The sequence below is a fragment of the Pseudoalteromonas sp. NZS71_1 genome (assembly GCF_015864305.1).
Lineage (GTDB): Bacteria > Pseudomonadota > Gammaproteobacteria > Enterobacterales > Alteromonadaceae > Pseudoalteromonas > Pseudoalteromonas arctica.
Genome location: NZ_JADYXM010000002.1, coordinates 156815 through 182613, shown reverse-complemented (window position 1 = coordinate 182613; position 25799 = coordinate 156815). Strand labels below are relative to the sequence as shown.

The following is a 25799-nucleotide window of genomic DNA, read 5'->3' as shown; positions in this document are numbered from 1 at the left end:
AACATGCTTTATAAAGTTGTAGTGCTGCTCGCACTGAGTGTATGTATTTTAGGAAAAAATGCATACGCAAATTTACTTATCTCTCCAACCCGTATTAGTTTTGATGAACGTCAACGAACCGCTAAAGTTACCGTAATTAATACGGGGGATGAATATCAAACATATCGTGTTTTATGGAGTGAGAAGCAAGCGCAACCTAGCGGTGGCTACATACAGTTGGCAGAGGCTACAAGCGAAAGTTTAAGTTCAATGGCACGTTTGTCACCAAAACAAATGCGTTTAGCACCAGGTGAAAAACAAACAGTAAAAATAGCAATACGTAAACCTAAAGGCCTAGCTTCTGGTGAGTACCGCTCTCATCTTCTATTTCAAGCATTGCCTGGTGAAAATACTAATAAAACAAGCTCAATAAAAGTTAATATGATTATGAGCTACAGCATTCCTATTTTGTTACGTAAAGACATGAAACAGCCAGAAGTTGCCATAGAGCATGCTAAACTAGTGCTAAATGAAAGCAATCAACGTCCTCAGTTTTTATTGAATATAAAACGAGAAGGTAAGTTTAGTAGCTACGGTAAATTAAGTGCTTACTTTGTTGATAGTAATAACGAGCAAGTTAAAATTGCAGAAATTGGTAATTTAAGTATTTATCCAGAAGTGGATAATGCGTTTGTAACCCTTAGTTTATTTAGTGACAAAAATTTAGATAAAGCAGGAAAAGTTATTTTTAAATATGAAGGCAGTCAAGAATATAAAGACCTTACATTTGCACAATACACTCTGCCTTTAACTTCACAATCACTTAATGTTTTAACAGTGAATGACGCTAAATAATTTATTGTATGCACTATTACTAAGCATAAGTAGTTTGCTTAGTAATAGTGTAATCGCTAATCCTAATTCTTCCGTAGGGGATGCTTTAACAACACTACGCGCAATTGAACTAAAGCCAACTAAGCCCGTTGAAGTAATTGATTATAAAAACAAAGAAAATCAGCAACAGCGAATCGCCACAGGCGAGTTATTAATACTTTCGCTTTATTTAAACTCATACTACTTAGGTGAAGTTGCAGCAATTAAAAGCGAGCAAAGTGTACAAGTTAGTTTAAGCGACTTATTTGATATTCTACAATTTGCAATGAATGTTGATGCTAGCAATCGAATTGCTCAAGGTGTTGGAGCAAATCAACAACCTCTTTCTCTAAATGCAGCGGTTACACCCGCTGTATTTACTAGTCCTACACAGAGCTACTTATTAGCAAAAAATCAAATTACCATTGAAGATGATATTTATGTAGATATTCAAAGTTTACATAATGCTTTAAATCTAGAGTTTAATATTGATTACCCAGATTTAGAATTACTTATAAGCTCAGAGAGCCCCTTACCGGTTGAACAACAAAGATACAGACAGTCGCGCAACCTTAAATCACCTAACAAAAGATCGCCACCTACGCTGCCATGGAAAGCTAGCCCATATAAAGCGCTATCTTCTCCGGTTGCCGACTTACAACTAAATTTTACCGCGAGCGATGATAGACATTCTACGAACTATTCACTTTTAGGCACTCAAGACTTTGCGTATTTATCTGCAGAGTATTTTTTGTCTGGACGAAGTACTGACTTACTTACCAACTCTAGGTTAACGTTTACAAAGCAAAACTTAGACAAAGAAATAAAAAACAGCTTCATGCCTACTGAAATATCTTTTGGTGATGTTATCGCCACGCAAGTGGGTAATAGCTACAGTAGTCAGTATGCCCGAGGTGTTAAAGTTTCTAATAATGTAACCAATAGAAAAATAGTCAATAATCAAGTTAACTTAAGCGGTGCTATACAGCCAGGTTGGGATGTAGAGCTGTATCGTAATGAAATATTAATAGACCAGCAGCTTAGCCTCGCAGATGGGCGTTATATTTTTGATAATATAAACCTATTATTTGGAGCTAATAATTTTGAGCTTATTTTTTATGGGCCTCAAGGTCAAGTTGAGCGTAAAAGTGATTATTACTTTGTGGAAGGAAATCAACTTAAGCAGGGACAAGGTCACTATGAATTGTCGGTTACTGAACAAGGTAAGCAGTTACTAAATAACAATGTTTCAAGCTCGCAGGGGCAGGGTTGGCAAGTTGCGGGTAGATATGAGCAAGGGCTTACAGATAATATATCTGTATACACTGCTACATCAGGTCAAAAAAACACGGATGACGATCTACTTAAGTATGCATTTGGTACCAACATAAGCTTGTTTGACCGATTATTATTAAATGCGAATGTTGAAAAAAATAATAACAATGAACAAGAATTTGAATTTACAGCCCGAACTCAAATTGCCGAACAATCACTACTTTTTAGCGCTACAAATCGTACCGACGAACAGCAGCAAGATTTTAACAGCTACCAAATAAATTTAGCTGGTGGGCTAATGAATAATACCTATGGACGCCTTTCTTATCAAAATAACGTCTTATATGACGATAGTGATATTAGAGGGCGTTTTAAACAAGTACGCAACCAGTTCAACTACTCATACTCAGGATTTGCACTAAGTAACCAATTGCTGTGGCAACAAGACGATAGCTCTAAGAGTACTTTTGGAACAACACGTTTTCAAAAGCGCTTTGGGAGAACCTACACAAGGTTTGGTATAGATTATAGTATATCGCCAGTAAGTGAGCTTGTTAGTTACGAGGCTGAGTTTAGCCGCAACTTGGGCCGAGATTTACAAGCGGAACTTACTTTAACTGATTCACTTCGTAATAATATTCAATCGGCCGAATTAGGGCTCAATTGGCAAAGCGACAAGTTTAGTTTAACGAGTAACTTAAACTACAACAGTAACGATGATTGGCGGCTCGGTATTTATAGCCGTTTTAGCTTAGGTTTTGATGTTGAACACAATACATATTTTGTCTCTAAGCGCAGCTTAACTAACACGGGTAGCTTAATGTTACGCGTATTCTTAGATCAAAATAATAACGGTATTATGGATGATGATGAGCACGGCGTTGCCGGCGTAAAAGTAAAAGGCGTTCACAATTATCGTCAAGCAATTACAGACGAACACGGCGTTGCGCTATTAACTTCAATGCCAGCAAATCGTACAACAGATATAATACTTGATAGAAATAGTTTTGAAGATCCGTTTTTAATACCAGCCAATGAGGGTTTTTCTATTACCCCAAGGGCTGGTTTTGTAGAGTATATGGACTTCGCATTAAATAATGCAAGTGAAGTGGAGGGAGTTGTTTATCAACAAAAAGGTGATACAACACAGATCCAACCCTTTGCAAATATAGCGCTGTTGAATGAGAAAGGGGATCAAGTTGCACAAACTCAAGCAGCATATGATGGCTATTATTTATTTACAGACCTTAAACCGGGGCAGTATAAAGCAGTAATCGATGATGAATATAAACAACGCAAGCAGCTAAAAAACACTCAAAATATAACAGTTAATTTATCGCCTCAAGGAGATGTAGTAATGGGCGTTGATTTAACGTTAAAGGCGCTCAGTGCAACAACTGGAAGCATTGCCAATGCAGGAAGTTTTAGTTCGTTAAATATCTTAAAAATTTATTACCGTTTAATAGCACCACGAATAGAGCAGCAAGAAGCTTTTTATATGCATGATAAAGCTAAAAATAAATTTATTTTAGCCTTAGCGTACGCAACAAACAGTTCGCCAGAGCTTATTTCTGTATGCGACTCAGTAAAAGCGCAAGGATTAAAGTGTGTTGTTGAAACACATAAAATACTCCATTAAAGGAATTAGGATGAAAAGAGTTCAATGTATATTTTTAATCAGTGCAATGTTGCTAAGTTATGGTTGTGCGAATAATAAAGCAATTGATGGTAGTGCTACTCAGACCAACGTAACTGACGAAAAAAGCTACGTAAAAATAACAAAGCAAGAACTTGAAACTTTAAAAATAAGCTCCCAGCAGTGGCAAAATATGAAGCCAGAACTTGCGCGTTTATTACTTATTGAAGAAGACTTAAGCTTACTAATATTGCAACTCAATACAATTGCAAAAGAAAATGAGCAGAAAAACGCACCAGTAATAAAAGCAGAAATAGTTAATAGCAACACAATTAATCGCTCCAATTTACAAGTAACAAAACCAGTTGATCCTAAATTTGCTTTACAAGTGCTTTCAATAACGCAAAAAGAACAACTCTCTTTAGCTTTTAGGCAACTTCAAAAAAAGCTTCCTAGCTTACTAGGCGATAATTTTGTGATGAATGTTGAAACAATAAATGTAAAAGGAGTTATGTATAACCGCTTAAAGCTAGGCGCATACATAGACAAAAAAAACGCTATGGGTGACTGTCAAAAATTAAAGAGCCAAAATATAAATTGTTTAGTTAGTTATTACGTAGATCAGCCCTTTACCGCACAATAGCTAAGTCGGCATACAAATTGCTTCATCCTCAGTATGTTTTGAAGAGGATGGCAATTATGCGCCTTTTACTGCCTTTATTATTTTTAAATTTAGCTGCTTGTAACTTGGTGCCGCCGCCAGAACCAAGTGTGCCTACAGATGCACCTAAAGCATCCATGGCTCCTTTTACGGTTAATGACTATGTAGTTAATTTAACGTCGCAACTTAACCACCTAAACGGAGCATTAAATGCTAATGCACGTGTTGGCGTTAGTAGCTTCTTTTATGCAGATGCACTAGATACAAAATTAGTGACAGGGCAGGCCTCAGGCTTAAGTCAGCAGATCCAAGAAAGTCTGCTTACACAATTTACTCAACTGGGTTATCACACCGTTGAGTACAGACTTGGGAATAACCTCTCTTTATCAGAAAACTCAGACAGTATTTTAAGTCGCGATTTAAGTAAATTACGTAATCGCCAAAATATTGACTTAGTTATCACAGGAACAGTGACTCGTCAGCAGCATGCATACATAGTTAATGCACGGCTTGTGAATATAGAAAATAAACAGGTGCTCTCTGCGGGAAGTACCGAGATCCCAATTAATGTAATGTGGGGCAATGAGAAAATTCAGCAGCGTGACGGACTTTTATACCGAAGCGAATACTAATTTGGAGCACAAAATGAAAAACCTATTAATTACATTATGCTTACCACTGGGCTTTGGTTGCTCTCAAATACTAGGCACAATGAATACAGACACCACAACACCACAAAGTGAGCAAAGCAACCAACTGGTGAGTAACCAACGCGACGTTGCAGCGCCTGTTTCTGACGATAACTTATTTCAGTCAGGAATGGCTCCACAAGATAACTACACAAAAGCAACACCGCCAATGCGCAAAAATATTAACCATTATGTGCGCGGCATAATGCAAGACATGGTTGAAAACTTACAGTACGTAAGTGAACAAACACCGTTAGCTGTTTCGAGTTTTATTTTTTTAGATGAAGACTACAACGATGGTAGCTTACTAGGAAACCAAATTGCAGAAAGCTTCATGCATGAATTACACAGCTTTGGTGTACCTGTTATTGATTTTAAAACAACTGATTATATGCGTGTTACCTCAACAGGCGACTTTGTATTTAGTCGCGACTATTTAGAGCTAAATCAAGATCAAAACTTTAAGTATGTACTAGCCGGTACGCTTGTAAACCATCAAGGTGGTGTACTTGTCAATGCACGTATTGTTGGGCTAGAAAGTAAGGCCGTGGTAGGTTCTGCACAAGGGTTTATTCCACAGTCGGTTGTTGATGCGCTTAATAGTAGCTATCGCACTGATGGCATAATGTTAAAACAAGCAAGCAAGTGAGATAATTATGTATAGTAAATTATTTAACCGCTTTATCGTTTTTTTTGCTTTAGCTAACTTAACTGGTTGTGCCTTTACTCAAAATAATGAAAGTGCTGAAATGAATGCATCTTCAACCACACAAGTAAATTATGACCTAGCAAGCATGCTTAAAACAGCCGAGCAACAATCAACTCAAGATGATGTTAACGGCAATCAATTTACACCACTTAAGCACCATAAAACACTTGCTAACTATGTAGAGCAAATGGCACTAGATTTGGTTGATACGCTTGAGTTTGAAAGTGATACCGACGCCAATATTAATATTGCCGTTACTACCTTGGTCGATCTTGATTCATCGCTTACTAAAAGTAATCAATTGGGTAATCAAATTTCTGAAACGTTAATTCATCAGTTACAAAAGTTTGGTTATGGCGTGGTTGATTTTAAAACCACTCAAACAATAGATGTAAATAGCCGTGGTGATTTTGCTTTTTCGCGTGATATTGAAAAGCTCAGCGAAGAGCAAATGGCGAGCCATGTATTAGCGGGTACATTAATTTATCGCAGTGATGCTGTTGTTGTAAATACACGTGTAATTAACGCGCATACAAAAAAAATTGTCGCGAGTAGTCGAAAACTAATCCCAATTTATGTACTAAATAAAGAAGATATATACTTATCAAGCAATTAAGTTCAGTTGTCGCTTGATATAAAAAACCAGATGCCGTTATAATTCACACTTCTAAGCACACAGCTTATTTGTGGCCTCTTAGTTAAATGGATATAACGGCCCCCTCCTAAGGGGCAGTTGCAAGTTCGATTCTTGCAGGGGCTACCAATTAAATCAATAAGTTAGACTTCTTACTCCTTTTTTAATTTCTGTATAGCGCATCTATAGCAGTTGAAATTTAAAAAAGTTCATAGATGCCCTTTTATTAAAGTGGCTCAACTATATTCAAGACTATCTTTGCCATAACAGATAGTTACAACATTAATCGTTTGTTAGGTACATATTTCCACACGCCAAGGTGGATTAGGCCGGTTTTCACCTGCCCAATAAAGTTTAATTTTATTATCAGACGGATAATGTAAAACAGCTTCTTGCAATAAATAACTCTCACCTGTTGGCTCTTGGTCGAAATTAATACCTCTAGACTTTAATTCATTGAGCCTGAATTACCGATTACAGATCGAAGCCGAAATACGGTTACGTGCCATAATGCGACATATGGGACTTGTTTGCACATGGCTTAAATCAATTTAAATAATTTAAGTTACTAAATTATATTTAGTGCAGAACCATAGTGTAATTTATCAAAAAAATCTCTCCGTAGCCCGCAGTACAAATTCTCTGAGTAAATATAATCATCATTACATATTTGCTTACAAAACCATATTAGTGGAAAACCTTCGACGTGATAGGGTGTAAGAGTCGCAAGACTGAATTTTTGCGCACTAGTAACTATCGCAGATAAATCACAAGGATGCTTTAAAATGTATAAAACCAAAGACTCTCGTTCATTGCTAGTCATTATGGTTATTGCCTACGTGTTAGCCTACTTAGCATACCAGCACTTAAACAGCGGCGTTCCTTCGCATCATTTACTGCATGACTCTAGCTTACCTGCAATATCCAGCTGGTGGGGAGTAATAATTTTACCCGTATTGAGCTGGGTACTAGGGACGCTTATAAATAAACAGTACGGTAAGTTCTACCCAAAACACGTTTGGTTTCAACTTGCTGGAGCCGGTCTTTATGCACTCGTTAACGGCGCACTGTTTTATGCTGGTTATGTAGAATTTGTTTCGATGCTAGCGCTACCCTCAATTCTGGTAGCAGCTGTTTTTTTTAGGATCTATAAACCCGCTTATTTTCTGGGGTATGCTGTTACGGCAAGTATGGGCTTTGGCCCAATCATTCCAATTATTGGAGGGGGAGTTTTTGCAGTTATTGGCTACATTGTTTTTAATTTTATTCGACCTCTGCCTAATTATTTAATAATACTACTTAATAAAAATAAGTAATTTGTTGCGCTATTACGAAGCTTTATGGAAATACAATAAAATATCTCATCTCTATTGGGTCAAGTTCTTTGAATGCGCTCCTTAATCTAGAGAAAAGCATGCTCTAGCTTTTGGTTACATCCGTTTACCCTTTCGGAATAATGCCTGGTGCAAGTGCTTTAGCAGTAAACCCTCAACTGTACTATTTGGGTATGAGTTACCACTGCAATGGTTTTGTAGACATTAGTATTTGCCTGCTTAATTTTTAATTTGTTTATATTCTTGGTAGGTAATATAAAACAACTCTTTTAGCGTGCTTTGTGCTGCCTGGTTTAGCGGGTCTGATTGATTACTAGCTATGTTTAATAACAGTTCTTTGAGCTGATTTGAGCGAGGTACAATGCCAGTGTGAAGCCCACTTAAAATCTCATGGCGTGTTTCAATATCATAGTTAGAATCTATAAATTGGCTTGCCATATGCTCGCGTTCTTCGTTGTTGCTAAATTTTAATGCGTTATTAATAAGTTGGCTGCGGTTAGTAGTATTGCTAGTAGCTAATAGGTTATTTATTCGCGTTAATATTTGCTCTTTTTCGTAGTTATCCATATGAAAAGGTTTTAATAAAGTTAATGCATCTAAAACAATGTGCTCAGAGTCTTCAGCGTAAATTGCGATATCAGCAAGGGCAGTTTGAATACGTGGATTTTCAATATTATTATTTAGGTTTGCGGCAAGTAATAAGAACTGTTCTTGTGATTTAATATCATCATTTTGACTAAGCTCAAGCGCAACACTCGTTAAGGCAAGGCTACCTTGGTGTTCAGGTAGTTCTTGTAAAATAGATACAATATGATGAAATTCTTTTGATTCAAAACTGAGTGTCCTCATATGATCAATTAAGTTAGCTTGTTCATCGGCAGAGGTGACGAGTAAGTTTTTAAATGAATCAAGTGCTTCTGCTATTTCACCTTGGTCAGCATAATTCCCCATTTCAGATAATATAATCACTTTGTTTAACATTGATATGGCATCGTAGGTGTCACTGCTGTGAAAGTGAGCCTCAACAGGGTTAACAAAACTTTCGCTGGTATGGTTTGGAAGAACTTTTTTTCCGCTTTCTTGTGTCTTGTTTAGGTTTTTATTAGCTAGGCGAGTATCTAATTTTTCGTGGTTAGTAAGTGTGAGTTGTTGAATGTTTTTTACTTCATACGATTCAACTTCTCCCGTAAATGAGTCAAATACATCTAATAAAGCAGTAGAATAACCACATAGAAACGCGAGGGCCATCAACGTTAATGTAGTTGATTTACTTTGCCATTTTGTTGCTTTGTTTTTGCTTTTTGTCATGATTGTGCTTATTCATAATTTATTTATATTAGCGCTAAGTAAAGCTCGTCGTATATTTGACGAGCTATACATATTACTAACGCTTAATAAAACTTTAAGTTTTTAGTTGCTACTTTTGCGCTACCATCTGTGTTTATGTAAACACCTGTTTTGAGGTAGAGTTTTTTATCTTTCCAGTCAGCGTTATTTCTTAAATCGATAGAGCTTCCAGTTTTTACTTCTGATTTATTGCCATCACCGTCTTCATCGTAAATATCATTACGTGGCAAGTTAATATATGAGTCGTTAACCTTCAATCTTAACTTTCCGTTGAATAAACCTAGTCTATAAGTTTTAAATGTTTCGTCGTAATTGCCTACATAAATATGTGTGAAACAATCAGTTCCTGAGCAGTTCATGGTTCTGCGAAGTGAAAGGTAGATCCCTTCAGGCGAGTTGTTGTATGCATCTTTTTGTTCGCCAGCTGCAGCCCACTTAAGTGCGGCTAGTGGCCCTTTTTGTCCGCTTTCATCTACGTGCACTTGTGCAAAAATGGCTTTTCCTAGGTTTGATGATTTAGATACAAACTTTGAATTAATTCGGATGTAGCGGCTTGATGATGTATTTTCGCTAATTTTAAACTCGCGTTCCTCACGAAGCTCTGATCTATTACTATCACCCGATTCATAAAAGTAAATAACGGAGCCATCTGAAGTTGTATAAAAATGGTCGTTTTTCGAACTACTGTTTTTAATTTGGCTTTGTGAGTAGCAAGTTGTTGAGCTTGGACCAACCTGTAACTTAGCTTTTTGTACTTCTGTACGTTGATTGCCAGAAACATATCCAGGTGCGTAAGAGCCGCTAGGGGCGTTACCACTGTAGTTACACGATGCTAATGCTTTACTAGGTGTAAAGCTTAATAAAGCAATAGCTACAGCAGATGCTTTAATCATTGGTGTTATATATCTTTGTTGCATTATGTTCTTCCATGTAAAAGTAGTAAGCCTCTGCTCTTATTTATTAAGGCTTGCTAGTTAATTGGTTTTAAAATTGGTAAGGTTTTATTTTGGCTTCTTACTATCCAATATGTTATTTTTATATTTACAATTTTGCAACTTATATTTTTTCTTATTATTGGCTTTATTTTTCTTATAGTTAGAAAAAAACTTTGATTTTTTTTGGTTAACCAATTTATTTTCAATAAAGTTCGGAACTGTGAAAAGTAATGCACTAATGAACGGAATTATGTATAGACGACTGCTAGTCTCGTAAGTTTAGATTGGTTAATTTACTAATGGCAATCAGCGCATAAAATGCTTTATTGTAATAAAGGTTTGTAAAGAAGGGCGCGACTAAGTCAGATAATGACTTTATAGCTCATAGTCTTTATGACTTTAGCTAAAATAGTTTGTTGCACAAAAAAAGCGAGTAAACGTTAATTTACTCGCTTTTACATAATTAAATATTAAAACCTAGCCATCACTTGTAATCGTATCGATTAACTCACTAAGCACGGCTTCAGATTTACTTGTTTCTACTTGGCAAGTACCTGCATTTAAATGACCACCACCGCCGTATTTAAGGCACAGTTCGCCAACATTCGTGTTTGAGCTGCGGTTAGTGATTGATTTGCCAACGGCATACACTACGTTTTGTTTTTTAAGGCCCCACATTTTATGAATCGAAATATTGCAGTCGGGGTACATTGCATAAATAACAAATCGGTTTGTGGCGTAAATTGTTTCTTCTTGGGTTAAATCAAGGACCACTAAGTTTTTATGGACGGTAGCGCATTGAGAAATTTGCTCTTTGGCTTTTTCGTTATGCTCGTTATATAAAGCAACACGTTCGGCTACGTCTTCCATTTTTAGGATTTCTTTGATGCTTTGATCTTTACACGCATCAATCAGTTTCATCATTAATTGGTAGTTTGAAATTTTAAATTCGCGAAAACGACCAAGGCCAGTTCGCGCATCCATAATAAAGTTCATTAATACCCAATCGGTTGGGTTTAATATTTCGTCTTTTGAAAACTGAGCAGCATCGCCTTTATCTACCGCGTCCATCATTTCAACAGAAATATTTGGAAGTTTTTCAGCGCCGCCATAATAGTCATAAACTACGCGAGCTGCTGATGGGGCTTCTGGATCAATAATATGATTTTTTATGTCGCTTGAGTTACGAACGGTTTCGCTAAGGTGATGATCGAATGCGATGTGACAGCCTGCAACGTAGGGGAGGTTGGTGGTAATGTCGTTTTCGGTAATGTCTATTTTGCCATCTTGCATGTCTTTTGGGTGAACAAACAAAATATCGTCAATTAGGTCCAAGTCTTTAAGCAATACAGCACAAACTAAGCCATCAAAATCGCTGCGGGTGACTAGTCTAAATTTATTATTGGGCATAGCTATTCCATTTATTAAATTGAATTATCAATTAAGTGTAACAGCTAAATTTTTTTTTGAGAGGTCAGCTCAAAAAAATTATAAAAAAAAGCCAAAACGTTAGTTTTGGCTTTTGCTAGCAAGTTTGTATGTGTGGCAAATAGGTTATGCGCCTGGGCCACATTCCATACATGAATTTACAATGTCTGGGCCAAATTTAAGTTTGGCATTTAAGTCGCGAAGGGCGGTACGTAACCCTTCTTCAATTACTGGGTGGTAAAATGGCATATCAAGCATTTCTGGTACGGTCATTTTGTTTTGTACAGCCCATGCAAGTAAGTGAGCGATGTGTTCGGCTTGTGGGCCAATAAACTCAGCACCTAAAAATAAGCCTGTACCTTGCTCTGCGTATACTCGCATATGACCTTTGTTTTTAAGCATTACTCGGCTACGGCCTTGGTTTTCAAAGCTGACTTCGCCTACTTCAAAACAACCACATGGGCCTAAACGGTCGGTAATTTGCTTGTAGCTTTCGCCTACCATCGCTATTTGTGGGTCGCTAAATACAGCTGCAATTTTAGCTCTGCGCAGACCTATACGTACATCTGGGAAGCGCCCGGCATTTTGACCTGCAATAGCACCTTGGTCTGATGCTTCGTGTAACAATGGGAGCATGTTACTCGCATCGCCTGCTATAAATATGTTCGACTCACCACATTGCATTGTGTGCGTGTCTGCGTGCGGTACGCCGCGTTCATCAAGCTCAATGCCGGTGTTTTCAAGGCCTAGTTTATCTACGTTAGGTACTCGGCCTGTGGCTGCAAGTACGTAGTCAAACTGTTCGGTGTGTTTTTCACCTTGTTTGTCGGTGTAAGTTAGCTGTGCTTTGTCGCCAACTTGCATCATGTCAGATACGTTTGAGTCGGTATCTACAAAAAATTCTTCAGCAAAAACAGTATTTGCATAGTCTTTTACTACTGGGTCTGTAAGTGGGCCAATTGCGCCGCCTACACCAAATAGTTTTACATTTACGCCTAGTCGGCTAAGTGCTTGGCCAATTTCAAGACCTATTACACCAGGGCCAAATACAGCGACTGATTCTGGTAGGTCATCCCAATCAAATACGTCGTCGTTTATAATAAGTTTGTCGCCAAAGTTATTAAATACGCCAGGGTACGAAGGGCGTGAACCGGTGGCAATTACAAAGCGTTTTGCTGTAATAATTGTGTGGTCGTCTATTTGTATGCGGTTTGTGTCTAAAAATTTAGCGTAACCACGAATTTTATCACCATCTGGTAATTCATCTACGGCTTCTACTACGAATCCTGCAAAACGATCTCGTTCACTTTTAACGCGTGCCATAACTGCTTTGCCATCAATAACTGGCTTTGAGCTATGAACACCAAATGCAGGTGCCATTTCAATTGCGTGTGCAGCTTCAGCGGCTGCAATCAATAACTTGCTTGGCATACAACCAACACGTGCACATGTGGTGCCGTATGGGCCTGATTCGATCATTAATACATTTTGTGTGAACTGTTTAGCATTACGATAAGCACTTAAACCAGCAGTGCCTGCGCCTATAACAACAACATCGGTTTGCAATTCTTTCATAGTATTTTTTCCTCTAATAAATAGGGGCATAAAAGCCCCTATTTTTTACCTACTAACGTTAGGTATTTAATTTACTTATTAATTAAGCAAAGTATTTTTCTAAGTCGTCTGAACCACCGATGTGTTTACCACCAATGAATATTTGTGGAACAGTGTCACGACCAGATACAGCTTTTAGACTTGTTAGTGATGCGCCTGCACCCATAACAATCTCTTCATATGCGAAGCCTTTTTCTGCAAGAAGCTCTTTTGCTTTTTTACAGAAAGGACAGCCAGGTTTAGTAAAGATGCTTACTGGTTCTGGTTTAGCTTGCTTAGGGTTGATGTAATCAAGCATTGTGTCTGCGTCTGATACTTCAAACGGGTCACCTGGTAAATCTGGTTCGATAAACATTTTGTCAATCACGCCATCTTTAACAAGCATAGAGTATCTCCAGCTGCGCTTACCAAAGCCTAGGTCGTTTTTGTCTACTAACATGCCCATGCCGTCAGTAAATTCGCCGTTGCCGTCTGGTAATAAAGTAATGTTTTGCGCTTCTTGATGTTCAGCCCATGCGTTCATTACAAAGGTATCGTTTACTGATAAACATACAATTTCGTCAACGCCGTTTTGCTTAAGTACGCCTGCTAATTCGTTGTAACGTGGTAAGTGAGTTGATGAACATGTTGGTGTGAATGCACCTGGTAGTGAAAACACTACAACAGTTTTACCTTTAAAAATGTCATCTGTTGTTACTGATTTCCAATCGTTATTTTGACGAGTTGCAAATGTAACACTTGGGATTGTTTGACCTTCGATATTGTTTAACATAGTTTTTGTTCCTCTTGATTTGTTGATAGCCATTATGGTGAATAATTAAATATAGTTCCAATCGTTTGTTTGTATTAAACTGATAGTTATAAACTATCACGTAGAGCTGAATATGAACTTAAAAGATTTTGAATATGTAAAAGCAATAGCGCAATATAAACATTTTCGCAAAGCTGCCGATGCATGTTTTGTAAGCCAGCCTACATTAAGTGGTCAAGTAAAAAAACTCGAAAATGAGCTTGGCGTTACTTTGTTTGATCGCTCAACCAAGCAAGTTACCTTAACAGCAAAAGGTGAACGTTTGTTGACGCAAATAGAGATTATTTTAGAACAAACGCAAATACTCAAAGAACTTGCTGCTACTTCTAACGAGCCTCTACAAGGTAAATTAACTATTGGTATTATTCCTACCATTGCGCCTTACTTGTTGCCTGCGTTACTAACATCGATGAAAGCGGCATTTATTGATAGCCAGTTTTCGTTTATTGAGATGCAAACAGCAACAATTTTAGAAGCTTTAAACAAGGGTGAACTCGACTTTGCTATTTTAGCCGATGTGCCAGAGCTTATTAATTACCATACGGTTGCTTTATACAAAGAAGATTTTTTAGTGGCGGTATCACACGATAACGCGCTGTCTAAGCATAAAAAAGTAGCGCTGAGCGATCTTCAAGGATGCAGCCTATTAATGTTAAGTGATGGCCATTGCTTTAAAGATCAAGCCCAAAAGTTTTGTTTTTCTGCAGGAGTCGATGTATCTAACCAGTATAAAGGTAATAGTTTAGAAACATTATTAGCGTTAGTGGCCATGGATGACGGTATTACATTTGTACCAAAGTTGGCATGTACCGACCGTGTAGGGATTGATTACTTGCCTATATTCCCTAATCAGCAGCGTAATGTGGTGTTTGCATGCAGAAAGCATTATCCGCATTTATCTGGTGTAGAACAATTGGGCGAGTGGTTATCGGCTCACCCTAATTTAAAAGCTAAATTAACTAAAAAAGTTAATTAAATATTTAAAGGTTTTGGCTGATTATTTCTACAACATCGTTAATTTGCACGCCAGGTAGCGGTTTGTCATCAATACTGACAGCTACAGCAGTTTGCTGATAAAGCTGTTCTACACGGATTTTATTAAGTGTGGTAATAGTGTGCGGCATAACATTACCTGCGGCATCGGTTAAATAGTTATGGTGAGCAATGCTTAGCATCTGGCCTTTTTTCAAACCATGAGCTTTGCCTAAATTAATAACTATTTTGCTGTTTTCCATATGCATTATTTTACCTTGTGTAGGTAAACACGCCATGGCTGCTTGAATGTCATAACTTACTGATTGGTTGATATCGGTTATACTTTGCCCATAAGGCGATTGCCAAAATCTATCACTATTAACGTCAACTATGGTTGTTTTTTCAAATGGCCAAATTGCTTGAGTATGGTAACTATTTTGCCAAAGTTGCTCATAGGTAGTGCCATCAAACAGTGCAAACTCAATGTTGTAACTGCGCTCATACGCCTCGTCTTGCCAAAATGCATAATCGTTATTGAGTTTGTCGCTAGTCGAAAGGCTGGTTATTTGGCTAAGTAATACATATTGAGCGTTACTGCGCGAAGATATTTCTTCTAATTGGGCATTTGAATAGTCGTGCTGCTGCGAAAAGTATTTATCAACGCTTATTGCATTATTATAGTAAGCAATAGGTACTGCGCTCATTTTTGATTTTTGTAGAGAGGTAAAAATATTTTTGCTAATCGCTTTGCTTACGTCAAATATTTGACCCATTTTGGCGTGTTCACGATGAACAAGTTGGCTTTGTGTAACGGCCACAAACTTATTAAAACTATTTTGTGGGCATTGCTCTGTTTGAGAAAAAATATCGAGTCGTAATGTAACGGCAAATTTATTGTCGTATTTATTTTCGCTGACCAGTTCAATTTTTTGAATTTCGCCGTGGCTGCTAATTTTTAGCTGATCTTGCATTAACACGCCATCTACCAGGGTTTGTACAGAGCTAACCCGTGCGCCAGAGAACACTAACGCTTGTGTAATCGCATCTTTTATAGCGGCAGATTTAGCCGCGCTTGTATCACCATTTTGAACGTTCGCATGGCCCGTTGATTCATACCACTGCGCTTTAGTAAAAGGGGAGAACGTTAATAATACCGTTGCACTTAACCCTGCAAATGCCAATGATAAAAACGACTTCATACTTTTACTCCAATTAAACGTTAGCTATTAACTAGGTAGAGCAAGGACTGTACCAATGTTATTTGGTAATTATTAGTAATGCTATAAATGGCATTAAACGTGCATATGTACTGCTAATTACTATACAAGGGCTAGATGCTATGCGAGCAATTTCATTACTTATTACACTTGGGTGTTTAACCTTAGGTGGTTGTAGCAGCGTTTTTGATAAGCATGTTGAATATAAATATGTAGAGCCAAATAATTACCCCGTTTTAAAAGCGATAGGGTATGCACCTATTAGCTTGCAAAAAGGCGCTAACGCGTCGCAAAAACAACTTATGGCCATTAAGGCTTCTAAGCTTGAGGCTTACCGCGAGCTTACTGAGCAAGTATATGGGCAAAAAATTACCGCAGGAACAACGGTGGAAGGTTCAATTGCTCAAGACGATTACCTAGAAAGTAAAGTGCAGGGGCTTATTAAAGGTGCACAAATAATTAAAACTTACGCAGTAGATGACACTTACGTGACCGAGCTTGAGCTTAATATGAAGCGTGTGCACGATTTATACATAGGTGAAGTAAAACCACGCGAAGTTAAAAAAGTAACTTATTACTAAATAGCCCAGTTAATTAAAAAAGTTATTCAAAATATCTCATCCTCTTATATTGAGTGCTATGCTGTTGTTAGGATTAATTTTTAAGCAGATTGCGTAGTGCTCAACAGATGTATTTTATTGCCACTTATATTAACAGTGGCTCTGTAAATGGCGTTTAAGCCAACTCATTTAAATCCTAAATTATTTATATGGTGCAAAGCCAATTTGCGCTACCTATTACTGTTTTTTGTACTCTCTAGTGGTGTGCTTGCAAGCCGACTAACTATTCAATTTAATACCTTTATTGAGCTGATGGGTCAAAAATATGGACCTGCGCGAGCGGCTGTTGCACGTAACTGGCAAAGTATGTTGGTACAAACTCAAAACAAACCAGAGCAACAACAAATTCTTATTGTTAATGATTTTTTTGCGCGTAATTTACGCTATCAAACTGATATTTTGCTATGGAAACAAAACGATTATTGGGCAACCCCTTTAGAAACGTTAGGCAGAGGCCTAGGTGATTGTGAAGATTACGCAATAGCAAAATATATCAGCTTAAGAGCCCTAGGGGTGAGTGACGACAAGTTACGCCTTATTTATGTAAAAGCAAAAATTGCGGGCACTAACAAAACGCAAGCACATATGGTGTTAGGTTATTTTGCTACACCAAACGCTCAGCCACTTATTTTAGACAGTTTAATAACAAAGGTTTTACCTGCTGCAAAACGTGTAGATTTAAGCCCTGTTTTTAGCTTTAACAGCCAAGGTTTATGGGCTAATAATTCAACCAAAAGTGTAGCCAGCCCAACAGCAAGACTTTCACGCTGGCGTAAAATTTTGGAGCAGACAACCAAAGAAGGAGTTATGTGGTAATGGCATCATTTTCCTTATCTAAGTATCTTAAAAAACGAAAAATAACACTCAGGCAAGAGCTGTGGATTGCATTATTAATTGTTATTTTTGTAGGCTTTATAAGTAGTGTTTTAATTAGCACTAATTCGGCTAAAAGTTATTTTTCGACCCAGCTGTACTTAAAAAATGTAGATAATGCCAGTTCACTTGCGTTAATGATTAGCCAATTAGACAAAGACCCCGTTGAGCTTGAATTATTAGTATCGGCCACATTTGATACCGGTCACTATAAGCGAATAGAGCTACAAGACCCTAATGGTGAGGTGATTGTTAAACGCACGTTTACCGATGAACTTAAAGCGACGGCTCCGCAGTGGTTTAGATCAATGTATGGATTAAATGTACAGCCAGGGGTTGGGCAAGTAAATGATGGTTGGCAGCAGTTTGGTACTTTGTTTATAGAAAGCCATAGTCAATATGCTGAGCAAGCCTTATGGGAAAGTGCGTTTAAACTATTTTTTAGTTTTTTAATTGTCGCTTTTTTTGCTTGTATAGTTAGTGCTTACTTTTTAAGTAGGATATTAAAACCACTAGATGATGTTGTGTATCAGGCTAATGCATTTGGTGAAAAACGTTTTATTAAATCGAGCGTTCCGCGCACTTTTGAGTTTGCACGTTTAGTGCAATCAATGAACCAATTATCTACCCGTTTTAGCCGTATTATTAAAGAAGATAATAAACGTTTAGAAGAGCTTAGATTTAAATCGCAACACGATGAGCTAACTGGTTTAGCAAATAGAGAGTACTTTGGTGCAACGCTTGAGGCTCACTTACAAAAATCGAAAGATCATGCCCATGGTGCTTTGTTTTTATTTAGGGTTGTAAACCTCGATCGCGTAAGTGAGGAAGTGGGACGAGTAGAAATGGTTAACTTTCTACGTCGATTTTCACAGATGTTGGTTAGCTTCTTAGAGAGCAACCAAGAACACTTTTCTGAAAATTACATTGCACGTATTTCTCACAGCGATTTTACCGTTTTATTTAGTGATATTGATGATATTCAAGCAATCAGTGAACGTATTTTATTGATGCATCAATCGTTTGTTGAAGAGTATAAAAACGTTAAGCTAGCGATACCTCACAGCTGTACTTATATTCAAAAAGACGACACGCGATTTGATGTATTAAAGCGTGCGGATGAACTTTTAAAATCATCGGGTAAACGATCTGATGTACAAGCAAAAGTAGCTCAAATCAAGCAAGAAAGTGAGCTGTTTGATAATGCAACTAGCTGGAAAAATGCCATAGAAGAGGCACTCAACAATAATAATTTAGAAATAAATACTTACCCAGTAACGAGCTTTACAGGGCAGGTAATGCAAAATCAATTAGGGTTGAGCCTAAAGCTTGGTGGGCAAGTATACCGTGCTAGTTACTACTACCAGTGGGCTAACCGATTAAAGTTATTAGCGCGTTTAGATTGGGGTTTAATTAAGGCGTTGGTGGCTCATTATAGTATTGAGCCACCAAGTGAACTGATTTCGGTTGAATTATCTGCTCAAACGTTACTTGATGATGCTGCACTTGCTTCGATTCTTACGTACCTTTCGGCGTTTCCTGATTTAGCCTCTAAAATTTGTTTTGATATTCGTGAAAGTATTGCCGTTAGCGAAATTGAGATATTTAAAGATTTTTGTGAGCAGGCTCGATGTATGGGCGCTAAGGTAGCATTAAAACGTGTGGGCCCTGAATTTACTAAAATTAATAAAATTCAGGAATTTGGTCTTGAAATGATTAAGGTTGATAGCGTTTACGGACACAATATTAGTTACAGCCAAGATAACCAAACATTTCTGCGAGGAGTGTGCACGTTAGCGCATTCTATTGGCATTAAAGTGGTGGCTCAAGGTGTAACAAGCCAAGATGATATAGATACGCTTATTAACTTAGGTTTTGATGGGGTTATTAAAGAGTAAGTAATAGGCATTAACGGTGCGGTTAATGCCCTTTTACAACTAACATTAATTGAATACGGTCGCGAACTTTTAGCTTATTAAATATAGAGCTCATATGCTCTTTAATTGTGCGTTCTGTAATATTTAAAGATTCTGCAGCTTGCTTATTAGTTGCACCTGTTACAACAATATCAACTACTTGACGTTCTCGCTTTGTGAGTACATCAAGCTCGCATGTGCTCGCATATTTAAACGGTGTATTTGATAAAGCTCCTACTAAGTTAGATAGTAATTGCCCTGGTAACCATATTCCGCCAGCACAAATTGTCTCAAGTACTTGTTCAATAATTACTTTAGTAGCAAGTGCTTCTACGTACCCCCTAGCTCCTGCTTCAAGCGCACTTCTTAGTTGATTTATTTCTAGTTCGTTGGTCATAACTATAACCAGTAAACGTTGCTGAGAATACTTTTTAACAAGCTCAAGCCAATTAGGTGTGCCGGCCAAAACCCAAATAATACTTGATGCCGTGACTCTGTGTGGTTCTTTTGTGAATATCAAACAACCAGGAAACGCTGTATGCCAGTGTTTCGATTCAAATTCAGGCTGTGTAATAAAAATACTTTGGCGCATTACTTCTCCATTTATAAAATGTTTTAACGCTCTGTCATTGCTTGCGATGTAGCTCTAAGAACCGGTTTTAAAATATACTCAAGTACGGTTTTTTTACCGGTAATAATATCCACTTGAGTTGTCATTCCTGGAATAATAGTTAGTTCTTTTGAAAAATTATTTTTGGTGGTTTTTAGCTGCACCAAATAAAAGGTATTCTCGCGGTCATCTGTAATTGTATCGGCACTTATATGTAATACTTCGGCTTCAAGGCCACCATATACGGCAAAGTCGTAGGCACTAAATTTTATCATTGCAGATTGCCCAGGGCGTAAAAATGCAATGTCTTTAGGCGGGATTTTTGCCTCTACTACAAGTTGATCGTCAAGCGGGACAATTTCCATAACATCACTACCTGGCTGTAAAATACCGCCAACAGTATTAACTAATAATCGTTGTACAGTGCCTTTAACAGGAGAGCGTATTTCAGTTTGAGTTACTTTATCGGCTAAGCCAGATTCAGTTTCTTTAATTGAATCTAGTCGCAGTAGCGCTTCGGAGAGTTCATTGTTCCAGCGGTTAATCATAACGAGCTCAACTTCGGTTACCTTATTTTTAGCTTCGTTAATGGCCGAAAGACTCCTATTTATAACTGCTTTGGTTCTGTTTATCTCGCCGTTTAAATCAACTATTTGACGCTCTAAACGAATAATATCTATATCCGAAATAGCACCGGTGCGTAACAATGGACGGGTCACTTTAAGCTCCCTGTTTGTTAAGCGCAGCGCACTTGTATGCTGCTGAAGTGCCGCTTTTGCTTCAATATAATCTTGGTGTCGCTGCTCTAGTTGGCGTTTGTGTATACTTACCTGTTGCTCCAACTCTTGGCTGTTACTCAAATAAAGAGAGCGTTCGTGTTGAACCACCTGAGGTGCATTTTTTATAACATCTTCGTTAAATACGAGCTCCTTTTTTTGAGTGAGCGCTCTGAGCCTCGCAACTTTTGCACTTAACGATTCAACCTTGGATTGATTTTCTCTAAAGCTAGAAATAAAGCGGGTAGGGTCTATTTTAATGAGTACATCCCCCTCGTTTACTATTTGGCCTTCTCGGACATTTATTTTTTCGACCATACCGCCGTCATAAGATTGAATAAGCTGTAATTTATTAGAGGGAATAACCCGTCCCTCGCCACGAGCAACTTCATCCAAATTAGCAAAGCCAGACCACACAATAAGGCATATAAACGTTAAACAAATTAGATAAAGTAGTAACCTAGCGCTTGCTGGTTCCTGCTGCATTTTTTCCCACTGTGCATCCACTACCCAGTCTTGAGTATTTGGCGGTGAAATCCATCCTTTAAATAGTTTATTAAATACGGATGGCTTACCTTGTTTTCTTGCTTCTATTGCTTTGCTAACAGATTCAAAAGAGCGTTGTTCAAGTGGTTTTTTGTTATCACTCATGAGGCTTGCTCCACGGTTTTATTATTTAACGCCGCAATTACTTTTTGTTTTGGTCCATCAGCAACTACTTTTCCGTTATCTAAAACTATAATACGGTCAACAAGCTCGAGTAATGATGAGCGGTGAGTCACTACAATTAGGGTTTTATCTTTAGAATAATTTTTTAAATTGTTAATAATTTTACTTTCACTATTGTGATCTAGCGATGAAGTTGGCTCATCTAGTAATAGTATTGGTGGGTCATTAATTATGGCTCTTGCCATACCTACTGCTTGGCGTTGCCCTCCTGATAATTGGCGGCCTTGCTCGCCTACTTGTAGATCAAATCCGTCTGGGTGCGAATTAACTAAATCAAATAATTGGCTTCGCTCACAGGCTTCAATAATTTGCTCGTCTTTGGCATGCCAAGCGCTTATCGTAAGGTTGTCTTTTAAGGTCCCATAAAACAGGGCAACGGTTTGCGGTACATAACCAATATTATGGCGAAGCTCTGCAGGGTCAATTTGATGTATATCGTTATTGTCCATCAAAATTGCTCCTGAACAGGGTTCATATAGCCCTAAAATAAGCTTTTCTAATGTACTTTTACCTGAGCCATTACGTCCTAAAATTGCAACTTTTTCACCAGCTTTAATTTTAAAACTAACGCCGTTGAGTGCATTATGAGATTCGTCAGAGTATTTAAAGCATACATCTTTAAATTCTATATCGCCCTTTAAAATAGGGTGTCTTAACCAATGCTTACCAGGTGGGCGCTCGACCTCTTTTTCCATAATCTCATTTAGTGATTGCATTGCTATTGCGGCATGATGATATTGCGCTAAAACAGCGGCTGACTGCCCAATAGGGCCCATAGCACGAGATGATAATAGGTAGGCTGCAATTAATCCGCCTTGAGTTAGCTCACCTTCAATAACGAGGTGTACGCCTATTATCATTATTATCACGCCTACGCATTGCTGTATCCATGATGCTGTATTTGATATAGAGCTAGAAACGAGTCGGCTTTGTGCGTTTACTTGCGCAATGTAAATGGTCGACTTTTCCCATACAGATTGTGTTTTACACTCTGAGTGAAAACTTTTTACATCTTCAATGTTGGTTAAACTTTCTACTAATACTGCATTTCGCATTGAGCTTGCTTTCATTGTTTGCTCTGAAAGGGCTTCAAGTTTGCGGTGTGCGGCTATAGCGTAAGCTAATAATATAAGTGCGCCCGCGATAATGGGTAAACTTAGAGGTACGCCAATAATGGCGATAACAATTAAATATAAAACTACGAATGGTAAGTCGACTAATGCGACAAGCGTTATGGAGCTAAAAAAGTTACGTACAGCTTCAAATGATTGAATATTGCTAGCAAAGGAGCCAGCTGATGATGGACGGTTTTTTAGTTTCATACCTAATACCCGCTCCATAATTACAGCCGATACTTTTACATCTATTCTGCTTGCAGCAAGCTCTACAAAATAGCCTCTTACTAAGCGTAAAACAAAGTCAGCAGTGAGTGCTATCAAAATACCAATAGCAAGTACCCAAAGGGTTTCTGTTGCATGGTTGGGCACTACGCGGTCATATACATTCATTACAAATAAAGGCATAGCAACCGACAAAAAGCCCAAAGCAATAGCTGAAATGATTACGTCTTTATAAAGTGAGCGGCATTCTTTAATTACTCCCCAAAACCATCCGTCTTTTGATAGTTTTTCAAGTACAGGTGTTCGCTCATCAAATGCAAATTCTGGTTGTGCATAAATAATTAAACCAACACTGTTGCCTGCTAATTCATCAATGCTTTGTTCGATAACTGATTCGGTAAGCTCTGGGTAAATTACACTCACCACCTGCTTATCGTAATCAATAGAATTAATAACACAGGCTTGATTGTCTTTTAAAATTAAGATGGCAGGTAGTAGTGCTGTATTAATTTTTTGTAGTGGCTTATTAACTACTTTCGATTTAAAGCCAATGCGCTTAGCTGCGCGCGAAAAACCTGATGGAGTAAGATTTCCATCAGTTAGAGGAAGTCCATTTAATAGTGCTTCTCTTGAAAACTCTTTATCATGATGGCGACATAAAACTGCTAGGCAGTCAACGAGTATGCCACCATGATCAAGTACATCGTTTAATTCCATAAACCATCCAATGTTATGTAGAACTGCATGCGGTTGTTACTACTAAACCTAAACTCGAGAAATAAATTTAGCTTAAATATTTCAAGCCGAGTTTAGGTTATTTACATAACGTTAATTGACTTAGCTATCAGTAATTACAGCTTCGATACGTCGATTCGCAGCATTTGCTCTTACTGATATTTCGTTTACTCGTGGTTGATCGATGCCATACCCGAACGATTTAACACGTTTTGGTTTTATATCGAATTGTTTAATTAGAATTTCAGCAACGGCAAACGCACGTTTTTCAGATAGTTTGCGGTTATATGTTCGATCTCCATCTAGAGATGCATGACCTCGTATTTCAACCTGCTTATTTGGGTTTTCTTTTAAAAAATCTGCAAGCCGACTAATTTCTTGAATATATTGAGACCTTACATCGCTTGAGTCAGCAGAAAAAGGGATACCAATCTCTATATTCGAGGTTGATGCGCTATAAATTGTACAGCCAGATAAATCAACATTAGTTGACAGCGGTGTACTCGGACAAGTGTCTTGCTCGTTTGGTACGCCGTCACCATCATCATCTAAAAAGTTACTTGGTGTAGTGTCGGTTTCCAACGGTATATCTAAGTACCTTGGCATAGCGGTTACACTCATGTAGGCATTATCTTGCTTCGCTTTTTTTTGTAGAAATGCCTTGCGGCTAAAGGTGGTTGCTACATCGTAACTCGGACAAATATTTTGTGCGTTATGCACAATAGGATCGTCAGTTAGCTCTTTTAATGTAGGGTATTTACCTGACATTACGTCAAGTGCTGGCAATAATTTCCCCATTTCTTTTAGCATAGTTAAAATAGCCGATTGGCGGTCGTAAAGCGCAACTATGTATGAACGTGTTGATTGGAACGATTCGTTTTCGGCATCAAGTACGTCTAGTAAAGTTCGTTGGCCTATATCAAATTGATCTTTATATGCAATTTTAACTTTAGTTGATGATTCGCGGTGTTGATTAAGCGCTGGTAACTTTTGCTCTAATATAGTGACGTTGTAATAAGCAATTTGCAGACTTTGACGAATATCAATACAGGCTTGATCTCGTTGATATTTTGCAATGTTTATATCTTGATAAGCTTGTTCTAAATTAGCGCTATCAAGACCACCGTTATACAAGTTATAACTAATATCTATGCCGACTCGCGCTTCTGTTCTGGTTTCATTTTGACCAAGCTCATCTCTATCTTGGCTACCGTAGCGGGCAGATAAATCTACGTTAGGATGAAAGGCCGCTTTTTGTGCTTTGGCGTTCGCTTTTTGCGCTTCAATATTATACAAAGAGGCATAAAATGAAGGGCTGTTTTTGTAGGCGACGTCTAGCGCTTGGTTAACCGAAATTGGTATATTGTTTTCATCAAGGTCAGCTTGCTTTATATCGTTCATAGGTAGCTCACCTACAACTCTTAGGTAGCGAGCGCTTACATCATGTAAATTTGAGTACTCCGTTAATACATTAGATTGCGCTAGAGATAAACGACCACTAATTTGTTCTAGGTCTGCTGCGCGCGCTACACCGGCGCCTACGCTTTGCTCTATTTGTTGGTATACAGACTCGTGCTCTTGTAAATTAGCTTCTGCAAGTTGTACTAACTCCTTGAATTTTTGTACGTCAAGTAGTGCAATCGAGGCTTCAAGTGCTGTTTGTTCTGTTTGAGAAATAAGCTCAAAGTACCTAATAAGTTGAATACGTTTAAAACGGTCAACTGTATTAGATGTTCTAAAACCGTCATAAAGCATTTGAGTAACGCTTAATTCGGCTGTATTACGGTTATATTCTTCTTCAATACCGTAATTTCTTCTTTCATATCCTGCACTTGCTGATACATCAACACTTGGTAAATAACCTGAACGGGCAGCATCCACTCCATAAATAGAAGATTTAAAAGCATGCCATGCTTCTTGTACTTCAGGATTGTTTTCAATCGCTTTACTTGAGACGTATGTAAGTGGCATTGCTGATTGTTCGTTTGCATGCACGTAGTTTGATAAAGTTACGGCTGTAATCGCTAATCCGATTAACATAGTCCCTTGATGCTTTTTAAAAGTGTTTTTTATAATCATTTCT

Annotated in this window: 21 protein-coding genes, 1 tRNA gene and 1 pseudogene; 12 read left to right on the top strand and 11 right to left on the bottom strand. The window is 37.9% G+C overall.

All coding sequences use genetic code 11. The features are described 5' to 3' along the window. Positions 1 to 3: 3 nt before the first annotated feature. From I6F43_RS03695 to I6F43_RS03665, 7 genes are all read left to right on the top strand, one after another. Entirely contained in the window at positions 4 to 834 is an 831-nt protein-coding gene (locus I6F43_RS03695; RefSeq protein WP_197101080.1) for a fimbrial biogenesis chaperone, read from the top strand. Beyond that, positions 821 to 3766, top strand: coding sequence for an MSCRAMM family adhesin SdrC (locus I6F43_RS03690; protein WP_231614019.1), 2946 nt, complete (start codon positions 821 to 823; stop codon positions 3764 to 3766). Before I6F43_RS03695 ends, I6F43_RS03690 begins: the two co-directional genes overlap by 14 nt. Before the next feature lie 10 nt (positions 3767 to 3776). After that, complete coding sequence (locus I6F43_RS03685) at positions 3777 to 4406, top strand: SPOR domain-containing protein (RefSeq protein WP_024592957.1); 630 nt, start codon at positions 3777 to 3779, stop codon at positions 4404 to 4406. Between the two features lie 56 nt (positions 4407 to 4462). Continuing rightward, positions 4463 to 5056, top strand: coding sequence for a FlgO family outer membrane protein (locus tag I6F43_RS03680; protein ID WP_197101078.1), 594 nt, complete (start codon positions 4463 to 4465; stop codon positions 5054 to 5056). A gap of 13 nt (positions 5057 to 5069) precedes the next feature. Then, positions 5070 to 5762 carry a FlgO family outer membrane protein gene (locus I6F43_RS03675; RefSeq protein ID WP_007583141.1) on the top strand — a complete coding sequence of 231 codons (693 nt, stop codon included), beginning with the start codon at positions 5070 to 5072 and terminating at the stop codon, positions 5760 to 5762. Between the two features lie 7 nt (positions 5763 to 5769). Beyond that, positions 5770 to 6438 carry a FlgO family outer membrane protein gene (locus tag I6F43_RS03670; RefSeq protein ID WP_197101076.1) on the top strand — a complete coding sequence of 223 codons (669 nt, stop codon included), beginning with the start codon at positions 5770 to 5772 and terminating at the stop codon, positions 6436 to 6438. Between the two features lie 72 nt (positions 6439 to 6510). Then, positions 6511 to 6585, top strand: a tRNA-Arg gene (locus tag I6F43_RS03665). A 164-nt stretch (positions 6586 to 6749) separates the two neighbouring features. Here I6F43_RS03665 and I6F43_RS20070 read toward each other — a convergent pair. Continuing rightward, positions 6750 to 6908 (bottom strand): annotated as a pseudogene (locus I6F43_RS20070) (VOC family protein); the annotation flags it as partial. Positions 6909 to 7241: 333 nt separating this feature from the next. On the opposite strand from I6F43_RS20070, the gene I6F43_RS03660 reads away from it, so the two are divergent. Next, the gene (locus I6F43_RS03660) at positions 7242 to 7772 is read left to right on the top strand and encodes a hypothetical protein (RefSeq protein WP_197101074.1); all 531 of its coding nucleotides are present in this window, start codon (positions 7242 to 7244) and stop codon (positions 7770 to 7772) included. 237 nt (positions 7773 to 8009) lie between these two features. Here I6F43_RS03660 and I6F43_RS03655 read toward each other — a convergent pair whose 3' ends face one another. From I6F43_RS03655 to I6F43_RS03635, 5 genes are all read right to left on the bottom strand, one after another. Beyond that, positions 8010 to 9098, bottom strand: a complete 1089-nt coding sequence (locus tag I6F43_RS03655) for a hypothetical protein (protein WP_197101072.1) — start codon at positions 9096 to 9098, stop codon at positions 8010 to 8012. 83 nt (positions 9099 to 9181) lie between these two features. Next, the gene (locus I6F43_RS03650) at positions 9182 to 10054 is read right to left on the bottom strand and encodes a polysaccharide lyase family 7 protein (protein ID WP_197101070.1); all 873 of its coding nucleotides are present in this window, start codon (positions 10052 to 10054) and stop codon (positions 9182 to 9184) included. 495 nt (positions 10055 to 10549) lie between these two features. Further along, complete coding sequence (locus I6F43_RS03645) at positions 10550 to 11482, bottom strand: exopolyphosphatase (RefSeq protein WP_165723021.1); 933 nt, start codon at positions 11480 to 11482, stop codon at positions 10550 to 10552. Positions 11483 to 11626: 144 nt separating this feature from the next. Continuing rightward, positions 11627 to 13075 (bottom strand): dihydrolipoyl dehydrogenase, encoded by a 1449-nt coding sequence (locus I6F43_RS03640; protein WP_007583146.1) that lies wholly within the window; start codon positions 13073 to 13075, stop codon positions 11627 to 11629. Between the two features lie 82 nt (positions 13076 to 13157). Then, complete coding sequence (locus tag I6F43_RS03635; RefSeq protein WP_010553231.1) at positions 13158 to 13886, bottom strand: glutathione peroxidase; 729 nt, start codon at positions 13884 to 13886, stop codon at positions 13158 to 13160. A gap of 112 nt (positions 13887 to 13998) precedes the next feature. Here I6F43_RS03635 and I6F43_RS03630 point away from each other — a divergent pair, with 112 nt between their 5' ends. Next, positions 13999 to 14901, top strand: a complete 903-nt coding sequence (locus I6F43_RS03630) for a LysR substrate-binding domain-containing protein (RefSeq protein ID WP_024589976.1) — start codon at positions 13999 to 14001, stop codon at positions 14899 to 14901. A gap of 4 nt (positions 14902 to 14905) precedes the next feature. Here the strand turns inward: I6F43_RS03630 and I6F43_RS03625 are convergent, their stop codons facing one another. Continuing rightward, a complete protein-coding gene (locus I6F43_RS03625) occupies positions 14906 to 16099 on the bottom strand; it encodes a flagellar assembly protein FlgT (protein WP_197101068.1) in 1194 nt (397 codons plus the stop codon). 140 nt (positions 16100 to 16239) lie between these two features. Here I6F43_RS03625 and I6F43_RS03620 point away from each other — a divergent pair, with 140 nt between their 5' ends. From I6F43_RS03620 to I6F43_RS03610, 3 genes are all read left to right on the top strand, one after another. Then, a complete protein-coding gene (locus I6F43_RS03620; RefSeq protein ID WP_008168853.1) occupies positions 16240 to 16698 on the top strand; it encodes an LPP20 family lipoprotein in 459 nt (152 codons plus the stop codon). A 147-nt stretch (positions 16699 to 16845) separates the two neighbouring features. Then, positions 16846 to 17553, top strand: coding sequence for a transglutaminase-like cysteine peptidase (locus I6F43_RS03615; RefSeq protein ID WP_024589974.1), 708 nt, complete (start codon positions 16846 to 16848; stop codon positions 17551 to 17553). Next, a complete protein-coding gene (locus tag I6F43_RS03610; RefSeq protein WP_197101066.1) occupies positions 17553 to 19508 on the top strand; it encodes a bifunctional diguanylate cyclase/phosphodiesterase in 1956 nt (651 codons plus the stop codon). The genes I6F43_RS03615 and I6F43_RS03610 overlap by 1 nt, the downstream gene beginning before the upstream one ends. Positions 19509 to 19530: 22 nt before the next feature. On the opposite strand, the gene I6F43_RS03605 is transcribed toward I6F43_RS03610, so the two are convergent. The 4 genes from I6F43_RS03605 to I6F43_RS03590 form a co-directional block, all read right to left on the bottom strand. After that, positions 19531 to 20118: a response regulator transcription factor gene (locus I6F43_RS03605; protein ID WP_024593175.1), complete on the bottom strand. Its 588-nt coding sequence runs from the start codon at positions 20116 to 20118 to the stop codon at positions 19531 to 19533. A gap of 23 nt (positions 20119 to 20141) precedes the next feature. After that, the gene (locus I6F43_RS03600) at positions 20142 to 21563 is read right to left on the bottom strand and encodes an HlyD family type I secretion periplasmic adaptor subunit (RefSeq protein WP_024608819.1); all 1422 of its coding nucleotides are present in this window, start codon (positions 21561 to 21563) and stop codon (positions 20142 to 20144) included. Next, positions 21560 to 23698: a type I secretion system permease/ATPase gene (locus I6F43_RS03595; protein WP_197101064.1), complete on the bottom strand. Its 2139-nt coding sequence runs from the start codon at positions 23696 to 23698 to the stop codon at positions 21560 to 21562. The genes I6F43_RS03600 and I6F43_RS03595 overlap by 4 nt, the downstream gene beginning before the upstream one ends. 120 nt (positions 23699 to 23818) lie before the next feature. Next, positions 23819 to 25795, bottom strand: coding sequence for a TolC family outer membrane protein (locus tag I6F43_RS03590; protein WP_024589969.1), 1977 nt, complete (start codon positions 25793 to 25795; stop codon positions 23819 to 23821). Between the last annotated feature and the right edge of the window lie 4 nt (positions 25796 to 25799).

Bases quoted from the DNA above. Each gene is read 5' to 3' on its own strand.
- I6F43_RS03610 (WP_197101066.1), top strand. From the start codon at position 17,553: ATGGCATCATTTTCCTTATCTAAGTATCTTAAAAAACGAAAAATAACA.
- I6F43_RS03690 (WP_231614019.1), top strand. From the start codon at position 821: ATGACGCTAAATAATTTATTGTATGCACTATTACTAAGCATAAGTAGT.
- I6F43_RS03635 (WP_010553231.1), bottom strand. From the start codon at position 13,886: ATGTTAAACAATATCGAAGGTCAAACAATCCCAAGTGTTACATTTGCA.
- I6F43_RS03695 (WP_197101080.1), top strand. From the start codon at position 4: ATGCTTTATAAAGTTGTAGTGCTGCTCGCACTGAGTGTATGTATTTTA.
- I6F43_RS03685 (WP_024592957.1), top strand. From the start codon at position 3,777: ATGAAAAGAGTTCAATGTATATTTTTAATCAGTGCAATGTTGCTAAGT.
- I6F43_RS03620 (WP_008168853.1), top strand. From the start codon at position 16,240: ATGCGAGCAATTTCATTACTTATTACACTTGGGTGTTTAACCTTAGGT.
- I6F43_RS03590 (WP_024589969.1), bottom strand. From the start codon at position 25,795: ATGATTATAAAAAACACTTTTAAAAAGCATCAAGGGACTATGTTAATC.
- I6F43_RS03595 (WP_197101064.1), bottom strand. From the start codon at position 23,698: ATGGAATTAAACGATGTACTTGATCATGGTGGCATACTCGTTGACTGC.
- I6F43_RS03625 (WP_197101068.1), bottom strand. From the start codon at position 16,099: ATGAAGTCGTTTTTATCATTGGCATTTGCAGGGTTAAGTGCAACGGTA.
- I6F43_RS03655 (WP_197101072.1), bottom strand. From the start codon at position 9,098: ATGACAAAAAGCAAAAACAAAGCAACAAAATGGCAAAGTAAATCAACT.
- I6F43_RS03630 (WP_024589976.1), top strand. From the start codon at position 13,999: ATGAACTTAAAAGATTTTGAATATGTAAAAGCAATAGCGCAATATAAA.
- I6F43_RS03660 (WP_197101074.1), top strand. From the start codon at position 7,242: ATGTATAAAACCAAAGACTCTCGTTCATTGCTAGTCATTATGGTTATT.
- I6F43_RS03615 (WP_024589974.1), top strand. From the start codon at position 16,846: ATGGCGTTTAAGCCAACTCATTTAAATCCTAAATTATTTATATGGTGC.
- I6F43_RS03600 (WP_024608819.1), bottom strand. From the start codon at position 21,563: ATGAGTGATAACAAAAAACCACTTGAACAACGCTCTTTTGAATCTGTT.
- I6F43_RS03650 (WP_197101070.1), bottom strand. From the start codon at position 10,054: ATGCAACAAAGATATATAACACCAATGATTAAAGCATCTGCTGTAGCT.
- I6F43_RS03670 (WP_197101076.1), top strand. From the start codon at position 5,770: ATGTATAGTAAATTATTTAACCGCTTTATCGTTTTTTTTGCTTTAGCT.
- I6F43_RS03675 (WP_007583141.1), top strand. From the start codon at position 5,070: ATGAAAAACCTATTAATTACATTATGCTTACCACTGGGCTTTGGTTGC.
- I6F43_RS03645 (WP_165723021.1), bottom strand. From the start codon at position 11,482: ATGCCCAATAATAAATTTAGACTAGTCACCCGCAGCGATTTTGATGGC.
- I6F43_RS03605 (WP_024593175.1), bottom strand. From the start codon at position 20,118: ATGCGCCAAAGTATTTTTATTACACAGCCTGAATTTGAATCGAAACAC.
- I6F43_RS03680 (WP_197101078.1), top strand. From the start codon at position 4,463: ATGCGCCTTTTACTGCCTTTATTATTTTTAAATTTAGCTGCTTGTAAC.
- I6F43_RS03640 (WP_007583146.1), bottom strand. From the start codon at position 13,075: ATGAAAGAATTGCAAACCGATGTTGTTGTTATAGGCGCAGGCACTGCT.